This window comes from Mucilaginibacter jinjuensis (genome assembly GCF_028596025.1).
Classification (GTDB): Bacteria; Bacteroidota; Bacteroidia; order Sphingobacteriales; family Sphingobacteriaceae; genus Mucilaginibacter; species Mucilaginibacter jinjuensis.
The window spans coordinates 5,014,721-5,034,682 of record NZ_CP117167.1 but is presented as its reverse complement, the minus strand read 5'-3'; the positions used below and the strand labels follow the sequence as shown (position 1 = coordinate 5,034,682).

The window sequence follows — 19,962 nt, the reverse complement described above, 5'->3', positions numbered from 1 at the left end:
GAGGGTTGGGGAGAGGTTTATAATCCTTATCTTTGCAATATCAATTGATTGCTTGTTTATGGATGCTGAAGCATTGAAATTATTACCCGGTCGTTATTGTAATTCGTTAACCGATTATTCGCGTTTTATTACCCGCGAGGTAAACATTGGTGATGTGCCGATGGGAGGGAACAACCCCATCCGCATTCAAAGCATGACGACTACTGATACCATGGATACCATTGGTACAGTAGAGCAATCGATCCGCATGATTGAGGCGGGTTGTGAGTATATTCGTATTACTGCCCCCAGCATTAAGGAAGCACAGAATCTTGCTAATATTAAGAAAGAACTACGTGGGCGTGGCTATACTGCACCTTTGGTGGCCGATATTCACTTCACCCCAAACGCTGCCGAAGTAGCTGCCCGTATTGTTGAAAAGGTGCGTGTAAACCCCGGCAACTATGCCGACAAAAAGAAATTCGATATTTTAGAATATACTGATGTCGAATACCAGGGCGAGTTAGAGCGTATCAACTCTAAATTTACGCCGCTTGTAAACATCTGTAAAGAGTACGGTACTGCCATGCGTATCGGCACCAATCATGGTTCATTAAGCGACCGTATTATGAGCCGTTATGGCGATACCCCGCAGGGAATGGTGGAATCGGCAATGGAGTTTATCCGCATGTGCGAGGCGCTTAATTATTATAATCTGTGCATATCCATGAAATCGAGCAACCCACAGGTAATGGTGCAAGCCTACCGCCTGCTGGTACAAACCATGGTTGCCGAAGGGATGAACTACCCATTGCACCTCGGTGTAACCGAAGCCGGTGATGGCGAAGATGGCCGTATCAAATCTGCCGTGGGTATCGGTACTTTACTGGAAGATGGTTTAGGCGATACCGTCCGCGTTTCGTTAACCGAAGAACCAGAGGCAGAAGCACCGGTTGCTATTGCTTTGGTGGAAAGATATAGCAAAAGAGCACAGAGGTTGGAAGCTGGAGATCAGATTTTAGATATGAAGTTCCCGGGCTCGGACCCCGCAACTCAAACACCGCAACTCGCAACTGAACACTCCCCATACGAATACAAAAAACGCGAAACCTACGAAGCCAACGCTTTCATTGGTGGCCACATGGTGCCTCGCGTGGTGGTTGATCTGTCTAAAGAAAACCTGAAAGATCCTGCGGTGCTGAATGCTGCCGGTTACCTGTATTCGGCCATGCTGGATAAGTATAATATGGCCGATCAGTCGGTTGATTTTGCTTATATGGGCGATCAGTTGCCGTCGTTTAACTTCCCCGGCAATTTAAAGCAGCTGTATAACTACAACACCTGGAAAACGCTGGCTAATAAAACAAATGCGCACCCACTGTTTACCTTACAGGAATACGTTGATGCTGACGACCGTACATCCACTCTAAACCTGGTACGCATCACCAATGCCGATTTGGATACCGATCTATTTGGACAAATTGAGTTAGATAAAAAACTGGTATTTGTACTCGAAACTACCGAACTGCACGGCATGGCCGACCAACGCGCATTCTTCTTTAAAATGGAAGAGTTCGGATTGGATGTACCGGTGATAGTGAAGAGAAGCTACGTTTTTGAGTCCGGAAGTCCGGAAGTCGGAAAGACCGAAAGTCAGGAAGAAACCAAATCCGAAATCAAAGACCCGACAACCGACAACGGACAACAGACAACCCTTCTCCAACTCTACGCCGCTACCGATATGGGTGCTTTACTGGTTGATGGTTTCGGCGATGGTATCTGGATTGATGCACCTCAGTTGCCGACTAATATTATTACTTCTACCGCTTTCGGGATTCTGCAGGCAACCCGCTCACGAATTTCAAAAACCGAATATATCTCGTGCCCAAGCTGCGGTCGAACACTATTTGATTTGCAGGAAACTACGCAGTTGATCCGCAGCCGTACCAGTCACCTTAAAGGTCTAAAGATTGGTATTATGGGCTGCATCGTAAACGGCCCCGGTGAAATGGCTGATGCCGATTATGGATATGTAGGTGCTGGCCCAGGTAAAATTACTTTGTACCGGGGTAAAGAAGTGGTTAAAAAGAATGTGAATACTGCTATCGCCGTTGATGAGCTGATTAATATTATTCAGGGTGATGGTAATTGGGTTGAACCGGCTATTTAATTAATTATAGTTCTACTTGGATTGGTTATATAATTGAAACATGACAGAAAAATTAATAACGAATCGAAAGGAGTTAGCGTCCATAATGTTAGACAAGTGGGAGGAAAACCTTCAGCCGATTAGACAGTTAGGAATTAAGCATCCTGAAGTTTTGATTGCATATACATTGTCTCAGTATTTTTTAATTCAGTTATTGGGGATCAGTTGGTGTGAAACGAATATGATGCTAAGAGAATTACCAAATATTGGAAAATTGAAGTTGAATTTTTTTGGTGAACCATGGTCTAATGATAGAGAAAAAGCAGTCCCTAATAGCTTTATGCGTACTTTCTCGAAAACGGTTGAAGATCAAGCAATTCATCAGTATAGGATTATAGAACTTGGCGAAATGCTTTACAACTCATTGTTAATTCCTAACAACGATGAGAATATTGATATGATCAGAGCGGGGCAAATTGAATCAACATTTTTTGCTTTACAAGCTGCAAGATTACTTTTAACAAGTGATACTAATTTTAAGTTTATAAAAACTTCGGGAATAAAAGGGAATGATTATGATGCTGAAATAACATTAGATGATGGCACTGAGGTTTGCTGTGAAATGAAGTGTAAAATTGAAGCTACTTTGTTGTCAGATGATACAATATTAAGAGTATTAAAAAAAGCACGTGCTCAGATAGCAAAAGGAAAATTAGGAGCTGTGTTCGTTAGTCTGCCACAGACTTGGTTAACTAATCCTGAACTTGCTCCAATTTTATCACGGACAATAACTGAATTCTTTAGAGGAACAAAGGCAATTATTTCTATTGTTTTTTATATTTCTGAAATCCAAATATTTGATTCAAAAATAGCGAGAATATACATAGCACATGAGTTTGTAAATACTAATGTTGAATATGTAAAACAATATTTTCAATCTCATTCTGGAAATAATATTTTAATAAAAGGAGATTTAATTCCTACTAAAGATTATAGACAATTTTTAAAAGTTAATTTTGAAGCAATGTCTCCAGATGGAATATTTTTAGTCCCGGTAGACGAAAGTGATTCCTAAGTAATATATCCAGCACGAGAATTTGAATTTTATTTGGGTGATATTTTCAGGCATTTGTAATAAAGATAGGTGTTTGTACAAATATCCAAAACCCGAACCACTTTTCTTAGTTATCTTGGGGAAACAACATCACCTCAACCCATGGCTAAAAACGTAGCAGAGCAATTGGTAGATATGCTGATCTCGGCAGGTATCAAAAGAATTTATGCCGTTACCGGCGACAGTTTAAACGAAGTTAATGATGCCGTTAGGCGCACCGATGGCAAGGTGCAATGGATCCACGTCCGCCACGAGGAGGCAGGTGCTTATGCAGCTGCAGCCGAATCGGAACTGAGCGGACTTGCTTGCTGTGCTGGTAGTAGTGGCCCCGGCCACGTGCATTTAATAAACGGTTTGTATGATGCGCACCGTGCAGGCACGCCGGTTATTGCCATTGCATCTACCTGCGCCACTACCGAGTTTGGTACCGAATTTTTCCAGGAGACGAATACAATAAAATTATTCGATGATTGCAGCCATTATAACCAGATAGCCACCACGCCTGCACAATTACCACGGATGCTGCAAACCGGGATACAGCATGCACTGGCCAAAAAAGGCGTGTCTGTTATTGGCCTGCCCGGCGATCTCACTAAAATGGATGCTGTTGAGATAAGCACTTCCATCATTAATTATGTGACTGCCCCGGTAATCCGCCCTGGCGATCATGAGTTACAGGAGCTGGCTGCTTTACTGAATTCTCACGAAAAGATTACCATCTTTTGCGGTATCGGCGCATCAAAAGCGCATGATGAAGTGGTCGAACTTTCTAAAAAGTTGAATGCGCCGGTAGGTTATTCGTTCCGTGGAAAGATGAGTATCCAGCATGATAATCCGAATGAAGTGGGGATGACGGGTTTGCTAGGTTTGCCATCTGCCTATCACAGTATGCACCAATCAGAAGTGTTGGTTTTACTGGGTACCGATTTCCCTTATGAACAGTTTTTACCTACCGATATTAAGATTGTACAACTGGATACCAAACCGGAGCGTATTGGCCGTCGGGCTAAAGTAAGTATGGGTTTATGCGGAACTACCGAAGATACGCTGAAAGCTTTGCTGCCTTTAATTGAGCAAAAAAACGATGATAGTTTCCTGCAAACGCAACTGAAATTCTACGATAAGGTAAAAGATAACCTGCAGACTTATGTAGACGATAAGGGCAAAAAAAATAAAATCCACCCCGAATATGTAGCGGCAACGTTGAATAAACTGGCCACTAACGATGCTATTTTTACAGTTGATACAGGGATGTGCTGTGTTTGGGGAGCAAGATATATTCACGCTACAGGCAAGCGCAGTATGCTGGGTTCGTTTAACCACGGTTCAATGGCTAATGCTATGCCGCATGCTATTGGTGCTGCATTAACCTGCCCCGACAGGCAAGTGATTGCTATGTGCGGCGATGGCGGCATTTCGATGTTGCTGGGCGATCTGGCTACTATTTCGCAATATAACCTGCCGATCAAGATTGTGGTATTTAACAATCGCTCTTTAGGGATGGTGAAACTGGAAATGGAAGTTGCCGGCCTGCCTGATTATCAAACCGATATGCATAACCCCGACTTTGCAATGGTTGCACAAGCAATGGGTATTAAAGGCGTAACCGTGAACGATCCTGATATGGTTGAACAAGCCATCCGCGAAGCGTTAATGTTTAACGGCCCTGTACTGCTTAACGTTATGACAGATCCTAACGCCCTCGCTATGCCACCAAAAGTAGAATTTGAGCAGATAAAAGGCATGGCATTATCGATGTCCAAATTAATTCTAAACGGACAGATGGATGAAGTACTGGAAACAGTAAAATCAAACATTAAGCACGTGAAGGACCTTTTGTAGTTGGTAGTTATTAGGTTACTAAGTTATTGGATCTTACGCAATAACTTAGTAACTCAATAACCCAGTAACTAATCCTCAATAACCTAATAACTCAATAACCAAAAACTACCTATACTTTCTCCACCAGCCCGAAATAAACGGCAGATCATTAACCTGCGTAGGCTGCCCAGGTTCTGGTGCGAATAAGCGGATTTGTTTTTCTTTGGCTAATTGCTGTAAGCGCTCGATGGGTTCATACCAGGCATGTAATGCCAGATTAAATGTTCCCCAGTGGATTGGCATCATCAGGCCGCCTTTGAGGGCAAGGTGGGCGTTCGATGCATGATCTGGGCCCATGTGTATATCCGGCCAGTTTTTGCCATAAGCGCCAATTTCCAGCATGGTTAAATCGAATGGGCCGTAGGCTTCGCCTATATCTGCAAAACCTTCGAACCAGCCCGAATCGGCACCGAAAAATATATTGTGCTTGTTACCCTTAATCACAAATGCCGACCACAAAGTTTCATTGCGATGCGTAATCCCACGACCCGAAAAGTGACGGGTAGGAGTGGTGGTGATTGTCATGTCGTCACCTACTTTGGCGGTGTCGCCCCAATCCATTTCGGTAATTCGATCTTTAGCTATACCCCATTTTTCGAGATAAAAACCGACACCTAATGAGGTATAAAAAGGAACTGAAAGGTTTGCGAAATATTTAATAGTCGCCTCATCGAAGTGATCATAATGATCGTGCGAAACAATGATGGCATCCAGCGGAGGCAGATCATCCAAAGCAATTGGCGCATCAAAGAAACGTTTAGGCCCAAAGCTTTTAGAGAATGATGCGCGTTGGCTCCACACCGGGTCGGTTAAAATGCGTTTACCGTCAATTTCAATCAATATGCTCGAGTGGCCTATCCAGGTAATGCGTAAACCGCTCTCTGGTGGGGTATTAAATATTTCGGGATTGGTTTTGAAAGGGCCTAATGTTTTCTTCGGAACACTTTCGGCCTTGTTAGTCATGTAATCCCATAAAATCGACGGCATTTTGCCGAAGCCAGCTTCATCAGTTAGTATGGGGTTCATATATTTGGGTCCCTCTTTACGGGAGCCTTTTAAGTTGATTGGCATTTGTATTATTATAATCTAATTCTTGTTTACTACTTGTCATTTCGACGGTAGGAGAAATCTTCTGCTATATACTTATCTCGTGAAGAAGATTTCTCACATACGTTCGAAATGACAAAAATTTGATAAGGAATGTCCTTTATCTTTTATCCTTCCTCTTTTCTCACTTCATTATTCTTTCGGATCGTTTGCTTTTAAAAATGTTACAGCCTTTTTGCACAATTCATGCAAAGCTGACGGTAAGATGTCTTTAAAATAAGGATGCGATGCATCGAATACATGATCCGCATTAGGCAATATCAATAATTCAGCGTTGGGCTGCATGCGCTTTAAATCGTATGCATGGCTTACGGCAACGGTTGTGTCTGCAGTGCCGTGTACAATTAACCAGGGCTGTTTTACACTGGCTGCTTGCGCCAGTATATTTAATCGTGCCGAATATCTATCAATATCATCCAACAGCGTTGCCTTTACCGGCATTTCCTGCCCGGTACGATGGTTGGGGAAATTAAATGTACCCATTAAGCGCCATTGCGCTTCCAGTTGTTTAGGCCATAGGTTATGAAAGTCGGCAACCGAAGCCATGGTAATTAAATGGCTTACACGTTTATCTTCCGCAGCTTTAATAATGCTGATACCGCCACCCATGCTATGCCCGAGTAATATTACCTGATCAGCAACAGGCATGGCCGAACCACCGGCAGCAAAATCGATCATATATTTCAAATCATCCAGTTCGATAGAAAATGTATTTTCGCTAAAAGCAATCAGGTCGCTAAATTCTAAAGGTGTATCGGGTGTGGTGCCATTATGTGAGAAATTGAATTTCAAAACACGGTAACCATTTTCGGCAAAGTAACGGGCTACGAGGTGATGTGTGCCCCAATCTTTAAACCCCTTAAAGCCATGCACAAAAATAATAAGCGGCGCATTAGGATTATCATCATTATAAGTAAGGTCGGCCAGCATTAAACGGCCTTTAGAACCCGGTATGGTATAAGTTTTATTCTGGATCATTTGCATGGTATAACGCATGTGAGGGTGCATTGTTGCTGAAGATGGTGACTTTGACAATAGTAAACAAAACAAAAATTAAATGTAAATTTGGATATGGAAACAATGATCATGCATCCAAAGAATAAAGAGCAATTATCTGCTTTAAAGGCAATTGCAAAAGCGCTGAAAATTGATTTTGAAACTAAGAAAAGTCCTTATGATCCAGAATTTGTAAAAAAGATCTTAGATGGGGAAGAGGATGTTAAGAATGGCAAGGGTGTTAAAATTGCCGTAGAAGATTTATGGAAGTAGTATTTACTCCACAAGCTGTACAAGATTTAAGATATTGGAAGCAGTCGGGCAATAAAGCGATTCAGAAGAAAGTCCAACAACCAATAATTGCGATTCAAGAAAATCCGTTTGAAGGTATTGGAAAACCAGAGCCGTTAAAACATGAGTTATCCGGTTTTTGGCCTCGTAGAATTGATCGGGAACATCGTATTGTCTACAAATATATGACCAGGATAAAATTGTGATCCTGCAAATTCAATCTTTAAGAGGGCATTATTAATTCGAAATAATGATCTAAAACCTACACCCTCGTACCCCACCAGACCCAATACATCAGCACCGGTTGTAATAATAATCTCGCCCATGCAATAAAAGGTGTTACTTCCAGTTTGCCAACCTTCATTGGCGCGTCATAAACCATGGTAATATGTACGGGTAAAAAAGCGGCCAACATGGCCACAATCAGCCAGCCCGCCAGCGGGCGGGTGGCCGGAAAAATCATCATCAGGCTGAATATCAGTTCACACGCACCCGATATAATGTTCATCAGAGATGGGTAGGGTATATAGTCGGGGATGATCTTAACGTATCCTCTTGGATGCCAAAAATGGTTTATGCCGGCAATTGCATAAAAAATGACAAGAATTACTATGCTAATATTTCTAAAGATTTGCATATTTGCTGGCTTTGTTTATTTACGTAAACAGCTTAAGGTACAGTTTTAATAACTATTTAAACCTAATTTAAAATCGTTCTATTTTGTTTTCCTTTGACAAAGCATTGACATAGGTAGAATATATTGAACGTAATTTTGTTGAGTCAAATTTATAACGGCATTGAAGTATTTAAAGGTTATAGCATTTACGCATAAGCAGATCGAACTGAAGGAACTGGGAAAACTGGTTATTTGTCAGGAAGATCTGACTCCCAAGCTTAAGCAGGTAAAAGAATTATTTGATATTCCAGAGATATTTTACCTTTCTACCTGTAACCGTGTTGCCTTTGTAATGGCTACCCCGCAAGTTATCGACCGCGATTTTACCCGTAAATTTTTCCACGCTTTAGATATGGGCCTTTGCCCTGGTTACACCGAAACCTTCCTGGATGCTGCTAATATCTACGAAGATCAGGATGCACTAAACCACTTGCTGCGTACCTCATGCTCTTTAGAAAGCTTAATTGTTGGCGAAAAAGAAATTTTAGCCCAGTTACGCAAAGCTTACGAAAGTTGCCGCATGGCAGGTTTAACAGACGATTACCTGCGCATGGTAATGGGCTGTGTTGTTAAAGCTGCTAAAGAAGTTTATACCCATACCAATATTTCTAAAAATCCTATTTCGGTTGTATCGTTAGCTTACCGTAAGCTTAAGGATTTGAAGCTTTCTCCAAACGCCCGTATCTTAATTATCGGCGCGGGAGAAACCAACCGTAATATTTCTAAATATCTGCAAAAGCATAAGTACTCTAACTTCTCGGTATTTAACCGTACGTTGGGTAGCGCACAAGAGTTGGCCTTAGAATTAAAAGGCGAAGCTTATGATCTGGAAGCTCTAAAAACCTATAAAAAAGGTTTCGATGTAATTATTACCTGTACTGCATCAACTCAGCCGATCATCACACCAGAAATCTACGCTTCGCTACTGAATGGCGATACTGATAAGAAAACGATCGTTGATTTAGCCATCCCTAATGATACCGATCCGGAAGTATTGGTTAATTTCCCGGTTAACTTTATCGAGGTTCACTCGCTGAACGAGATTGCTAAAAAGAATATGCAGGAGCGTTACCAGGAATTGGTACACGCAGAAAAAATCATCGCAGAAAACATCCACGACTTTATACCTCAGCTAAAGCAACGCCGCATCGAAGTGGCTATGCGCCAGGTTCCTGAGAAGATCAAAGAGATCCGTAACACTGCCATCAATTCTGTATTTGCAGAAGAGGTGCAAGGTATGGATCAGCAATCGCGCGAAATACTTGAAAAAGTAATGAATTACATGGAGAAAAAGTACATCAGTGTACCCATGGTAATGGCGAAAGAGATCTTGATCGCAAATAACTAATCAACAAAGTTTCTTATTAGAGCAATCCCTCACCTCGCACGTCATTGCGAGCGATAGCGTGGCAATCCCCGAGCGACAGGTTGTGGCTTCAATAAAGCATTGCCAATATGCTCCTGATTTATTGTTGCTTAAGCTCAAATTATCTCCCAAAATTTCTTATTTTCAACAATTAGTAGTGGGTAACAACCACACAGTCAGCTAATCTTCACATTGCAATAAAAATTGTGGCTGCAACTGTATAAAAATTAAATTTGCGCATCAAAATAATACATACTCTTTGGAAAGAAAATTACTCATAGGAACACGCGGCAGCGATCTTGCTTTATGGCAGGCTAACTTTGTTAAAAACGAACTGGCCAGCATAGGCGTTTCTGCCGAACTTAAGATTATTAAAACACAGGGCGACCGCATCCTGAACCTGAGCTTTGATAAGCTGGAGGGTAAAGGGTTTTTCACCAAAGAGATTGAAGAAGAATTATTGGCTGGCAAAATTGATATAGCTGTACACTCACACAAAGATCTGCCGACTGAGAACCCCGCGGGGCTTATCATCGCAGCAGTTTCTGAAAGGGAAGACCCATCTGAGTTGTTGTTGATTTTGAAGGATTGTGTCGATGTTCATCAAAAGCTGTCGGTAAAGTTTGGCGGCCGTGTAGGTACCTCATCAAACCGTCGCCGTGCCCAGTTATTGGCTGTACGCCCCGATCTGGAGATTGATGATTTGCGTGGCAACGTAAATACCCGTATCCAAAAACTGCGCGACGAAAAATATGATGCTATTATGCTGGCTAAAGCCGGTATATCACGTTTAGGATTAGACCTGAGCGAGTTTTTAATAGAAGAATTACCCCCAACAGAACTAATCCCTGCACCGGCGCAAGGCGTTATGGCCATACAGATCCGCGAAAATGACCACGAGTTATTTGAACGCCTGCAAGCCCTTAACCGCCCTGATGTTGCCGAGCAATTAGGCGTTGAGCGTAAGGTGTTAAACCTGTTTGGCGGTGGCTGCCATTTGCCATTGGGTGTATATTGCCGCAAGCACGAAGGTAAGTTTCAGATTTTTACTTCTAAGGCTGATGATGGCGAAGGCTTCCCTGACCGTTTATTCATCGAAACTGATGATCTGGAGGGTTTGCCTGAAAAGATAGTTGCCCGTTTCGGCAAAGACCGCAAATTCCCGTCAAAAGTATTTATATCCCGTGATTTGGGTTCGCAAAGTTATTTCCGCCGTGCGTTGGAGAAGCATGGTATCGAGATCGAGGCATGGTCGTTAATACGTACCGTACCTGTAATCAATACATTCGATTCATATATTTTACGCAGTGTGGAGTGGATCTTCTTTACCAGTAAAAATGCGGTTGAATATTTCTTCCAGTTAGAGCCTAAGTTTGCACACCCGGTTAAGTTTGGTGTAATGGGTAGTGGCTCAGAAGATATGTTGCGGAAGAATGGCCACTTTGCCGATTATGTTGGCCAAAGCAACGATACTGCCGAAGTAGCCCGCGATTTTGCGAAACTGGCTAACGGTACTACGATATTATTCCCCGGTGCAGAAAATCCAATGAGGAGTATCCACCAGGGGTTATCTGCCGATACCAAGATCATTGATCTGCCGGTTTATGAAACCGTGCTGGATGAAACCGCACCGGCATCATCTGCAGATGTATTGGTATTCACCAGCCCATCAAACGTTGAAAATTATTTCGAACATCATCTCTTGGATAATCACCAGCAAATTGTAGCCATCGGCAAATCAACCGGCCGCACGCTCGATGAACTGAATATAAAATATACATTGCCTTTTTCGCCCGATGAAATCGGTTTGGCAGAGGCGGTGTTTGGACTTTAAAGTTGATAGTTTATGGATCATAGTTCATAGACATCAGCAAAGTCAATATATATAATAAAAAAGTAGGGTTCGGCTATGAACTATGAACCATCAACTACGAACTAAATAATATGTTACAGAGACCAAGAAGGAACAGGAAAAGTGAAGTGATACGCCAAATGGTGCAGGAAACACATGTTAGCGCTGCTAACTTGATTTTCCCACTGTTTATAGTAGAAGGTACAAATCAGAAAACAGAAGTTTCATCAATGCCGGGCATTTTTCGGTATTCGATTGATAACCTGCTGCGTGAGGTTGAAAGCTGTATGAACCTGGGCTTAAAAGCCTTTGATCTTTTCCCCAATATTGATGAGGATCTGAAAGATAAATACGCAACAGAAAGCTACCGCGAAGAGAGTTTGTACCTGCGTGCCATCACCGAAGTGAAAAAACATTTCCCCGAAGCTTGCGTAGTAACAGATGTAGCGATGGACCCATACAGCAGCGATGGCCACGATGGCATTGTTGAAAATGGCGAGATATTAAACGATGAAACTTTAGAGGTTTTAGCTAAAATGTCGATAGCCCATGCACGCGCCGGTGCCGATATTATTGCACCATCTGATATGATGGATGGCCGCGTAGGTTACATCCGTGAGGCTTTGGATAATGAAGGCTTTACCAATGTATCTATCATGTCGTACACCGCTAAATATGCCAGTGCATTTTACGGTCCGTTTAGGGATGCTTTGGGTTCGGCACCAAAATTTGGTGATAAAAAAAGCTACCAGATGAACCCTGCCAACCAGCGCGAAGCCTTAATTGAGGCTCGCTTAGACGAAGCAGAAGGTGCTGACTTTTTAATGGTGAAACCAGGTTTGCCATATCTTGATGTAATTAAACTATTAAAAGATAATACTGAATTGCCAATTGCCGCGTATAATGTAAGCGGTGAGTATGCCATGATAAAGGCTGCTATACAAAACGGCTGGTTAAATGAGCAGCGCGCCATCACAGAAGTACTAACAAGCTTTAAACGTGCCGGAGCAACCTCAATTTTAACCTACCACGCTAAAGAAGTATTGTTAAATAAATGGCTATAAAAATAAGTTAAAAGTCAAAAGTTAAAAGTAAAAAGGTGCGCCTTCAACTTTTGACTTTTGACTTCTAACTTTTGACTTTAAAAAACATGTTCGATTCGTTTAAAAAAATATTTTCTGGTAATGAGGGCGATGAGCCTGTGAATACCACAGGCAAGGCAGATATCGTTCGCGAAAAGTCTGCTGAATTGTATGAGAAGGCTAAAACGTATTTCCCGGGTGGGGTAAACTCGCCGGTACGTGCGTTTAAATCTGTTTATGGTAGCCCGCTTTTTATTGAAAAAGGTGATGGTAGCTATTTATGGGATGCTGATGGTAACCAGTTTATAGACTACTGCTGCTCATGGGGGCCGCTTATCCTGGGTCATAACAATGCCAAGGTTCGGGAGAAAGTGTTGGAAGTAATTCAACACGGCATGTCGTTCGGGGCACCAACTGCATTGGAAAATGAATTGGCCGAACTAATTCTCAAGAATAACAAATACATTCAAAAAATACGTTTTGTAAGCTCGGGTACAGAGGCTGTTATGTCGGCTATCAGGCTAGCCCGTGGCGTTACCAAACGCGATAAGATTTTAAAGTTCGAGGGCTGCTATCACGGCCACTCAGACTCATTACTGGTTAAAGCCGGTAGCGGACTGGTTACTTTTGGCGAAACCTCATCAGCAGGCATCCCTAAAGCATTTGCCGAGCAAACCATTGTGGTATCATTAAATGATCGCGAAGCTTTAAAAGAAGCCTTCGCCGAATTTAAAGATCAGATTGCAGCGGTAATTATCGAACCAGTACCAGCCAACAATGGCCTGCTACTGCAAGAGAAAGAATACCTGCAATTCCTGCGTGATATTTGTACAGAGAATGGTACTTTGTTGATCTTCGATGAAGTGATCTCTGGTTTTCGTTTAGGTTTCGAAGGTGCTGCAGGTTACTATCAGATTAAGCCAGATATTTTGACCTATGGTAAAATCATCGGTGGTGGTTTACCAGTTGGCGCTTACGGTGCATCTGCCGAGATTATGGATCATATCTCACCGGTTGGTAGCGTTTACCAGGCAGGTACATTATCTGGTAACCCGGTTGCCATGGCAGCAGGTATCGGTCAGATTACCGAGCTGTTGCGCATGGGTTTCTATCGTGACCTGAATAACAAGACCGAAGAGTTTGCCGAATCAATTCAACGTTTTGCTACGGCGCGTAATTATAAATTCAAGGTGTTCCATATCGGTTCTATCTTTTGGTTTGCGTTTACCAATCAGGCAGCTATCCGCAAGGCCGAAGAGATTGATGGAAGCAGCATGGAGAAATTCAAAAAGCTGCACCGCGAATTATTAAATCGTGGTATTTATCTGGGGCCATCTGGCTATGAGGTAGGATTTATTTCATCAGCCCACACAAAAACAGATTTAGAAAGAACAAAACGCGCTATTTTTGATAGTTTAGATATTGTATTTAAAGACAAGTAAGCGATGAAAAGGCCATTTGTAATTTTTTATGCATTAATTATCTACGCCATTGCCGAGTTGTTTTGGTGGGGATACATGTTGGTTCACCTGCAACCCGGCAGGTTCGGGATGATTATGGGCGAAGGATCGGTTTTTATACTGGTTTTTACAGTAGGTGCATACAACCTGCATACATCAATTAACAAAGAACGCCGTTTACAAGAGCAGAAAAGAAACTTCCTGCTTTCGGTAACGCACGAATTGAAATCGCCGCTGGCTTCCATTAAATTATATATGGAAACCATCCAGAAAAGAAAACTCGAACATTCGCAGATCATTGATTTTGCCGGCAAGTGTTTGCTGGATGTAGACCGATTGAACGATATGGTGGAAAATATGCTGCTGGCTTCGAAAATAGAAAACCGCTCATATACTTTCCCTAAAGAGCAGTTTAACCTTTCTACGTTAGTTGATAGCGTAGTAAACCGTTTGCAAATTAATAAATGCGACTTTAGTCAGCAGTTGATCAACGCCGAGATTGAACCCAAAATTGAGATCACCGGCGATAAATTTGCTTTAACTTCTGTAGTAACCAACCTTATCGAAAATGCTGTTAAATACTCGCAGCCGTGCGCCGAGGTTAATGTAAAACTGTTCAGAAAAGATGGCCAGGTTTACTTCATGGTGGCCGACCAAGGGATAGGTATCGCAGATAATGAAAAAAGCCGTATTTTCGAGAGGTTTTACCGTGTAGGTAGTGAGGATACCCGTAACACAAAGGGGACGGGCTTAGGTTTATACATAGTGAAGCAAGTTTTAGATAAGCATGAGGCCAGCATCAGGGTTAAAGATAATATCCCGGAAGGCAGCGTGTTTGAAGTTGTTTTTGGTTAACCTAAATTAAATATGTCAAAGAAAAGAATTCTATTGGCCGAAGATGAAGAGCATTTGCTCGAGGCCATCAAATTAAACCTGGAATTAGAAGGATACAAAGTATCAACTGCTAACAATGGTAAAAAGGCGTTACAGATCTTCAAAGAAGAACGCTTTAACCTGATTATACTGGATGTAATGATGCCAGAGGTTGACGGCTTTGTTGTAGCCGAAACTATCAGATTAGAAAACTCTGAAGTGCCGATTATGTTCCTGACGGCGAAGAATACCAACGAGGATAAAATTGCAGGCCTTAAAAAAGGTGCAGATGATTATCTGACCAAACCTTTTAACCTCGAAGAGCTGATTTTACGTGTGAACAACCTGGTAAAACGCAGCCTGAAAGGTGAAGACCTGAAAGAGTTTAACAGCTATAAGATCGGTGATAAAACTATTCACTTTAACTCTTTTGAGTTAATTAACGAGGATGGATCGATCACGGCATTAACCAAAAAAGAAACCATGCTGTTGAAGCTGCTGATAGAGCGCCGTAACGAGGCTGTATCGCGCGAGCAGATTTTGGAAACCGTTTGGAACTATGATGTGTACCCATCAACCCGTACCATCGATAACTTCATTCTTACCTTCCGTAAATATTTTGAGCCGGATCCTAAGAACCCTGTTTATTTTCATTCAATCCGTGGGGTAGGCTATAAGTTTACAGATACGCATTAATGTTAACAAACAGAGCACGAATTATAATAGCCGGCATCTTTTTTTTGATGCTGGTTTTTTTTGTACAAGAGCATGTTTATGAATTGGCAGGCGTTGCGCTTATGTTCTTTTTGCTGCTGATATGGGGCTACTTTAAAGAGGGCCCAATTGTTATGGCTGCCAAAAGTTTCCATAATAAAGATTACGAGAAGGCCGAAGAATTACTGCTAAGCATCAAACGACCCGAATGGTTAAACCGTAAACGTCGCGGCTTTTACGAATTTATGCTGGGAGGGATCAGCCTGCAAAGGCAGGATTACGATGCTGCCGAAAAGCATTACGAAATAGCGATACAATATCCGTTACGCTCTCTTAATGATCACGTGGCGGCATTGGCGCATGTGGCTAACATTAGCATCAGGCAGCATAATTATGATAAAGCTGAGGCTTACATTGGACTGGCAGAAAAGCATCACGATAAAATTACGGCCAAAATGAAGGCTGTTATTGAGCGTTTGCAAACAGAAATAAAGAAACACAAAACTAAATAAAGAGGAAAGGCCGTGAGGGCCTGTCCGGGTACTATATGAAAGATTCATTATTTATAAAAGCCGCATTTTCACAAGAAACAGAACGCCCACCAGTATGGATGATGCGCCAGGCTGGCCGTTTTATGCCCGAGTATTGGGAAATTAAAAACAAATACTCTTTCCTGGAAATGTGCAAAACCCCAGAGATTGCCGCAGATGTAACCATGCTGCCGGTTGATTTACTGGGTATTGATGCTGCTATTTTATTCTCAGATATCCTGGTTACAGGCGAAGCGATGGGTGGCGACCTGAGCTTTACCCAAAACATTGGCCCTAAGTTTGCCAATCCGGTACGTACACAAGCCGATATCGACAATTTAAATGTTGATGTGTTGGATAAGCTGCAATATGTGGCCGATGCTATTAAAGTTATTCAGCAACGTTTAAACGGTAAAATCCCGTTGATCGGTTTTGCCGGTGCGCCATTCACAGTAATGAGTTATTTGGTTGAGGGTGGATCTTCAAAAGATTTTAAGCTAACCAAGCTAATGCTGCACAACGAGCCCCAAATGGCCCACCAGTTATTGGCCAAAATTGCCAAAGTTACTGCTGCTTATTTAAACTTACAGATCGAAGCCGGTGTTAATGCCGTACAAATTTTCGATAGCTGGGCACAGGCATTGGCATGGGACGATTATAAAGAATTTTCGCACCGTTACATCCAGGAAATTATTGCCAACCTTAACCGCAAGGATATTCCAGTGATTTCTTTCTGTAAAGGCAGCTCGGTTTTTGCGCCATTGATGGCAGAAGCTAAACCTGATGTTATCTCTATCGACTGGAACGTTGACCTGCTCGATATTAAAAACCGCTTACCGCAAGGCATTGCTGTACAAGGTAACCTTGATCCGCATATCTTGTACGCCGATAAACCGGTTATTAAAGAACGTATCCACCGTTTGTTTGAGCGTATGCGTGGCGAAAAAGGCTTTATTTTTAACCTTGGCCACGGTATTATGCCGGATATTCCATTTGATAACGTGAAGTATGCGGTTGAGGTAATAAAGGAATATAAATACTAAACCCCCCAACCCCTGAAGGGGGAGCAGGAGTTTCATTATAAACTAATTTAACAATTCCCCCTTTAGGGGGTTAGGGGGTATGTACTTATACTTAAAATCCATACACATCATATTTGTAGTCAGCTGGATGGCTGGGCTCTTTTATATTGTGCGGCTTTTTGTTTACCATACCGAAGCACAGGAGCGGGTAGAGGCAGAGCGTAAAGTACTGTCGGACCAGTTTGAGATTATGGAGCGCAAGTTGATGAACATCATTAGTACCCCGGCTATGCTGCTTACGCTTATTGCCGGCATCAGCATGTTATGTATCCAGCCCGAGTGGCTCAAGCAACCCTGGATGCATGTTAAACTGGCTTTTGTGGGCGGTTTGGTGGTTTACCACTTTATCTGCATCCACAAAATGAAACAAATGCGCCAGGGCATCTACACCTGGACATCAACTCAACTCCGCATCTGGAATGAGGTAGCTACGATATTTCTTTTTGCAATCGTATTTTTAGTGGTGTTAAAAAATGCCCTAAGCTGGATTTTTGGTGTACTGGGGATCATTGCTTTCTCAATGATTATCATGTCGGCAGTGAAAATCTATAAGTATTATAGATTGAAGAAATAGGTTTTAAGGGAATCAGGAATCGGGAGTCAAGAATCGGGATAAAACAATCTCTAAAAATTTCGTCATGCTGAACTTGTTTCAGCACCCCACACGCCAAGTCTAAAATATGCAGGGTCTGCTACCAGTCCTGTGGGTTCCCGAAACAAGTTCAGGATGACGTGGTGGAACTATCCAGTTATGCCCGCTTCAAAACATACACCGCATAATTATCTTCTACCGCTTCATCCAACTCAAATCTATTCCGTTTTAAAAGCTTTATAGAATTTTCATTATCCATCCGGGGAAAGGCGGTTATCGAGTTTAACTGCATCACCTCAAATCCATAGCGTATTACCTTTTCAATAGCTTCCTGCATAATGCCTTGCCCGTGGTAAACTGGGCTAAGTTCGTAGCCAATCTCTGCTACATTATTTTCTAAATCGAAATTATAATAACAGATAGTACCGATCAGTGTATCATTGGTATTAAGAGCGATAGCCCAGTAAACGCCTTGTTGATTTTGAAGTATACTTTCAATCTTCTGGATGAAATTTTTAGCGTCTTGGATGCTTGCAGCTGGCTCTCTGTCGAGATAGGCATTTACAATATTGTCAGAACGGAGACGGAATATTGCATCAGCATCTTTTTCATTAAGTTTCCTTAATGTAAGGCGTTCGGTTGTAAGGATTGGGAAAGGGTGGAGGTTAATGTTCATTGTGCTAAGTTTATCTTGATTCGAAACTTAATTAAAATAAGTATGTCATGCTGAACTTGTTTCAACATCCCAAATGCTAAGTGTACAACTAATCGGTAACCCGTCCTGTGGGTTCCCGAAATAAGTTCGGGATGACGTGATAGGCAATAAATTCGAAATCGAAAATCCGACCTCCGAAATCAATATTATTGCCTATAAATTACCCCATCCTTCATCACCAACTTCACATCCTTCACCACTTTAATATCTTCCACGGGGTTGCCATTAACTACAACAATATCTGCCAGGTAACCATTTTTAATTTGTCCTAATTTCTTTAAGCCAAAAACTTCGGCGTTGACTGATGTGGCAGATTTTAGTACGTCGATAGGTTTCATGCCATACTCGGCCATTAAAACCATCTCACGGGCGTTATCGCCGTGGGCAAATACGCCAACATCGCCACCCATACAAATCGTAACGCCCGATTTTAGGGCTTCGGTAAACATGACGTGTTTCCTTTTTACTTTATCAGTTTCAGGATCGATGCCTTTTCTCCAGCCCTTATAAATTTCGGTGGCTTCTGTAGCGGCGAGGGTAGGGCAAAGCGCTATGCCTTTATCTTTCATCAACTTAAATAATTCTGGCGTACCGCCATCGCCATGCTCAATGGTTTTAACACCGGCTGCTATCGATCGGCGCATTCCTTCTTCGGTTGATGAATGTACCACTACCATGCGCCCGCTGCTACTGGCAACCTGTACAGCCAACTTTAGCTCATCGACGGTAAAGGTGGGTTCAGATGCGCCATCCAGCCCCCAGCGATAATCAGCATATAGTTTTACTACATCAGCGCCATAGCCAATCTGTGAGCGGATTACACGGGTTAATCCGTCCATACCATCTGCTTCTTCAGCGCCTTTTGGTATGATGGCTTCGGTAACCGTACTTTTTGGTCCATAACTGCCGGTAGCTACAATGGCGCGTGTTGCCACTAAGAGCCGTGGACCGGGAATCATTCCCTTGTTAATCGCAGCCTTCAATCCTACATCGTCATAACCTGCACCCTCGGTACCCAAATCTCGCGCCGAGGTAAAGCCTGCCATTAAAGTAGCGCGGGCATGGTTTACGGCACGGGCTGTACGTTCGGCGCGGCTTTCGGTTAAAACCTGGTCGTCCCATTTCGTTTCATTATAAGGGTGGAGGAACAGGTGCGAATGGCCTTCTATAAAACCCGGCAATAGTGTAGTACCTTTTAATTCTATAATTTGAGTATTGGCAGGGGCGGTGATCGTATTGGTTTCGCCTACTGCCTCAATGCGATTGTCTTTTACTAAAACCGCCCATCCGGTGTGCATGGTTTCGCCATCGAATACACGATCAGGCTTTAAAAGGATCAGTTTATGGTCTTGCGCCAGCAGAATTGAAGCGCTTAAAATGAAAAGTAAAAGAAAGACAGTTTTTTTCATGATTCATAAAGATAAAAACATAGCCCGAACCATAGTTAAAAGTATATTTATAAATCATTAAAAAAAGATGTTACGCCTTGCAACCATTTGCCCT

At 42.4% G+C, this 19,962-nt stretch carries 19 protein-coding genes; 14 read left to right on the top strand and 5 right to left on the bottom strand.

Features of this window, described 5'->3' with window-relative positions:
• Positions 1–58 precede the first annotated feature (58 nt).
• The 3 genes from ispG (at position 59) to PQO05_RS21695 (ending at position 5,084) form a co-directional block, all read left to right on the top strand.
• Complete coding sequence (gene ispG / locus PQO05_RS21705) at positions 59–2,149, top strand: (E)-4-hydroxy-3-methylbut-2-enyl-diphosphate synthase (RefSeq protein WP_273629544.1); 2,091 nt, start codon at positions 59–61, stop codon at positions 2,147–2,149.
• A gap of 40 nt (positions 2,150–2,189) precedes the next feature.
• Positions 2,190–3,203 (top strand): hypothetical protein, encoded by a 1,014-nt coding sequence (locus PQO05_RS21700; RefSeq protein WP_273629543.1) that lies wholly within the window; start codon positions 2,190–2,192, stop codon positions 3,201–3,203.
• 141 nt (positions 3,204–3,344) lie between these two features.
• A complete protein-coding gene (locus tag PQO05_RS21695) occupies positions 3,345–5,084 on the top strand; it encodes a thiamine pyrophosphate-dependent enzyme (RefSeq protein WP_273629542.1) in 1,740 nt (579 codons plus the stop codon).
• Positions 5,085–5,189: 105 nt separating this feature from the next.
• Here PQO05_RS21695 and PQO05_RS21690 read toward each other — a convergent pair whose 3' ends face one another.
• Positions 5,190–6,194 (bottom strand): MBL fold metallo-hydrolase, encoded by a 1,005-nt coding sequence (locus tag PQO05_RS21690; RefSeq protein WP_273629541.1) that lies wholly within the window; start codon positions 6,192–6,194, stop codon positions 5,190–5,192.
• A 168-nt stretch (positions 6,195–6,362) separates the two neighbouring features.
• The gene (locus PQO05_RS21685; RefSeq protein ID WP_273629540.1) at positions 6,363–7,238 is read right to left on the bottom strand and encodes an alpha/beta hydrolase family protein; all 876 of its coding nucleotides are present in this window, start codon (positions 7,236–7,238) and stop codon (positions 6,363–6,365) included.
• 63 nt (positions 7,239–7,301) lie between these two features.
• Between PQO05_RS21685 and PQO05_RS21680 the strand changes: the two genes are divergently transcribed.
• The gene (locus PQO05_RS21680; RefSeq protein ID WP_273629539.1) at positions 7,302–7,499 is read left to right on the top strand and encodes a DUF2683 family protein; all 198 of its coding nucleotides are present in this window, start codon (positions 7,302–7,304) and stop codon (positions 7,497–7,499) included.
• On the top strand, positions 7,490–7,723 hold the full coding sequence (locus tag PQO05_RS21675) for a Txe/YoeB family addiction module toxin (RefSeq protein ID WP_273629538.1): 234 nt from the start codon (positions 7,490–7,492) through the stop codon (positions 7,721–7,723). The genes PQO05_RS21680 and PQO05_RS21675 overlap by 10 nt, the downstream gene beginning before the upstream one ends.
• Before the next feature lie 56 nt (positions 7,724–7,779).
• Here PQO05_RS21675 and PQO05_RS21670 read toward each other — a convergent pair whose 3' ends face one another.
• Positions 7,780–8,154: a DoxX family protein gene (locus tag PQO05_RS21670; RefSeq protein ID WP_337941843.1), complete on the bottom strand. Its 375-nt coding sequence runs from the start codon at positions 8,152–8,154 to the stop codon at positions 7,780–7,782.
• Positions 8,155–8,314: 160 nt separating this feature from the next.
• On the opposite strand from PQO05_RS21670, the gene hemA reads away from it, so the two are divergent.
• From hemA to PQO05_RS21625, 9 genes are all read left to right on the top strand, one after another.
• Positions 8,315–9,541 (top strand): glutamyl-tRNA reductase, encoded by a 1,227-nt coding sequence (hemA, locus tag PQO05_RS21665; RefSeq protein WP_273629536.1) that lies wholly within the window; start codon positions 8,315–8,317, stop codon positions 9,539–9,541.
• Between the two features lie 277 nt (positions 9,542–9,818).
• Positions 9,819–11,393: a hydroxymethylbilane synthase gene (gene hemC / locus PQO05_RS21660; RefSeq protein ID WP_273629535.1), complete on the top strand. Its 1,575-nt coding sequence runs from the start codon at positions 9,819–9,821 to the stop codon at positions 11,391–11,393.
• 110 nt (positions 11,394–11,503) lie between these two features.
• Positions 11,504–12,475, top strand: a complete 972-nt coding sequence (gene hemB, locus PQO05_RS21655) for a porphobilinogen synthase (protein ID WP_273629534.1) — start codon at positions 11,504–11,506, stop codon at positions 12,473–12,475.
• Positions 12,476–12,561: 86 nt separating this feature from the next.
• A complete protein-coding gene (hemL, locus tag PQO05_RS21650; RefSeq protein ID WP_273629533.1) occupies positions 12,562–13,935 on the top strand; it encodes a glutamate-1-semialdehyde 2,1-aminomutase in 1,374 nt (457 codons plus the stop codon).
• 3 nt (positions 13,936–13,938) lie between these two features.
• Positions 13,939–14,808: a sensor histidine kinase gene (locus PQO05_RS21645; RefSeq protein ID WP_273629532.1), complete on the top strand. Its 870-nt coding sequence runs from the start codon at positions 13,939–13,941 to the stop codon at positions 14,806–14,808.
• 12 nt (positions 14,809–14,820) lie between these two features.
• Positions 14,821–15,522 carry a response regulator transcription factor gene (locus PQO05_RS21640; protein WP_273629531.1) on the top strand — a complete coding sequence of 234 codons (702 nt, stop codon included), beginning with the start codon at positions 14,821–14,823 and terminating at the stop codon, positions 15,520–15,522.
• Between the two features lie 47 nt (positions 15,523–15,569).
• The gene (locus PQO05_RS21635) at positions 15,570–16,052 is read left to right on the top strand and encodes a tetratricopeptide repeat protein (protein WP_273629530.1); all 483 of its coding nucleotides are present in this window, start codon (positions 15,570–15,572) and stop codon (positions 16,050–16,052) included.
• Positions 16,053–16,087: 35 nt separating this feature from the next.
• The gene (hemE, locus tag PQO05_RS21630; protein ID WP_273629529.1) at positions 16,088–17,113 is read left to right on the top strand and encodes a uroporphyrinogen decarboxylase; all 1,026 of its coding nucleotides are present in this window, start codon (positions 16,088–16,090) and stop codon (positions 17,111–17,113) included.
• Positions 17,114–17,240: 127 nt separating this feature from the next.
• Positions 17,241–17,726 (top strand): CopD family protein, encoded by a 486-nt coding sequence (locus tag PQO05_RS21625; RefSeq protein ID WP_273629528.1) that lies wholly within the window; start codon positions 17,241–17,243, stop codon positions 17,724–17,726.
• Between the two features lie 175 nt (positions 17,727–17,901).
• Here the strand turns inward: PQO05_RS21625 and PQO05_RS21620 are convergent, their stop codons facing one another.
• Positions 17,902–18,420: a GNAT family N-acetyltransferase gene (locus tag PQO05_RS21620; protein ID WP_273629527.1), complete on the bottom strand. Its 519-nt coding sequence runs from the start codon at positions 18,418–18,420 to the stop codon at positions 17,902–17,904.
• Positions 18,421–18,605: 185 nt separating this feature from the next.
• Positions 18,606–19,868: a metal-dependent hydrolase family protein gene (locus PQO05_RS21615; protein ID WP_273629526.1), complete on the bottom strand. Its 1,263-nt coding sequence runs from the start codon at positions 19,866–19,868 to the stop codon at positions 18,606–18,608.
• Positions 19,869–19,962: the final 94 nt, after the last annotated feature.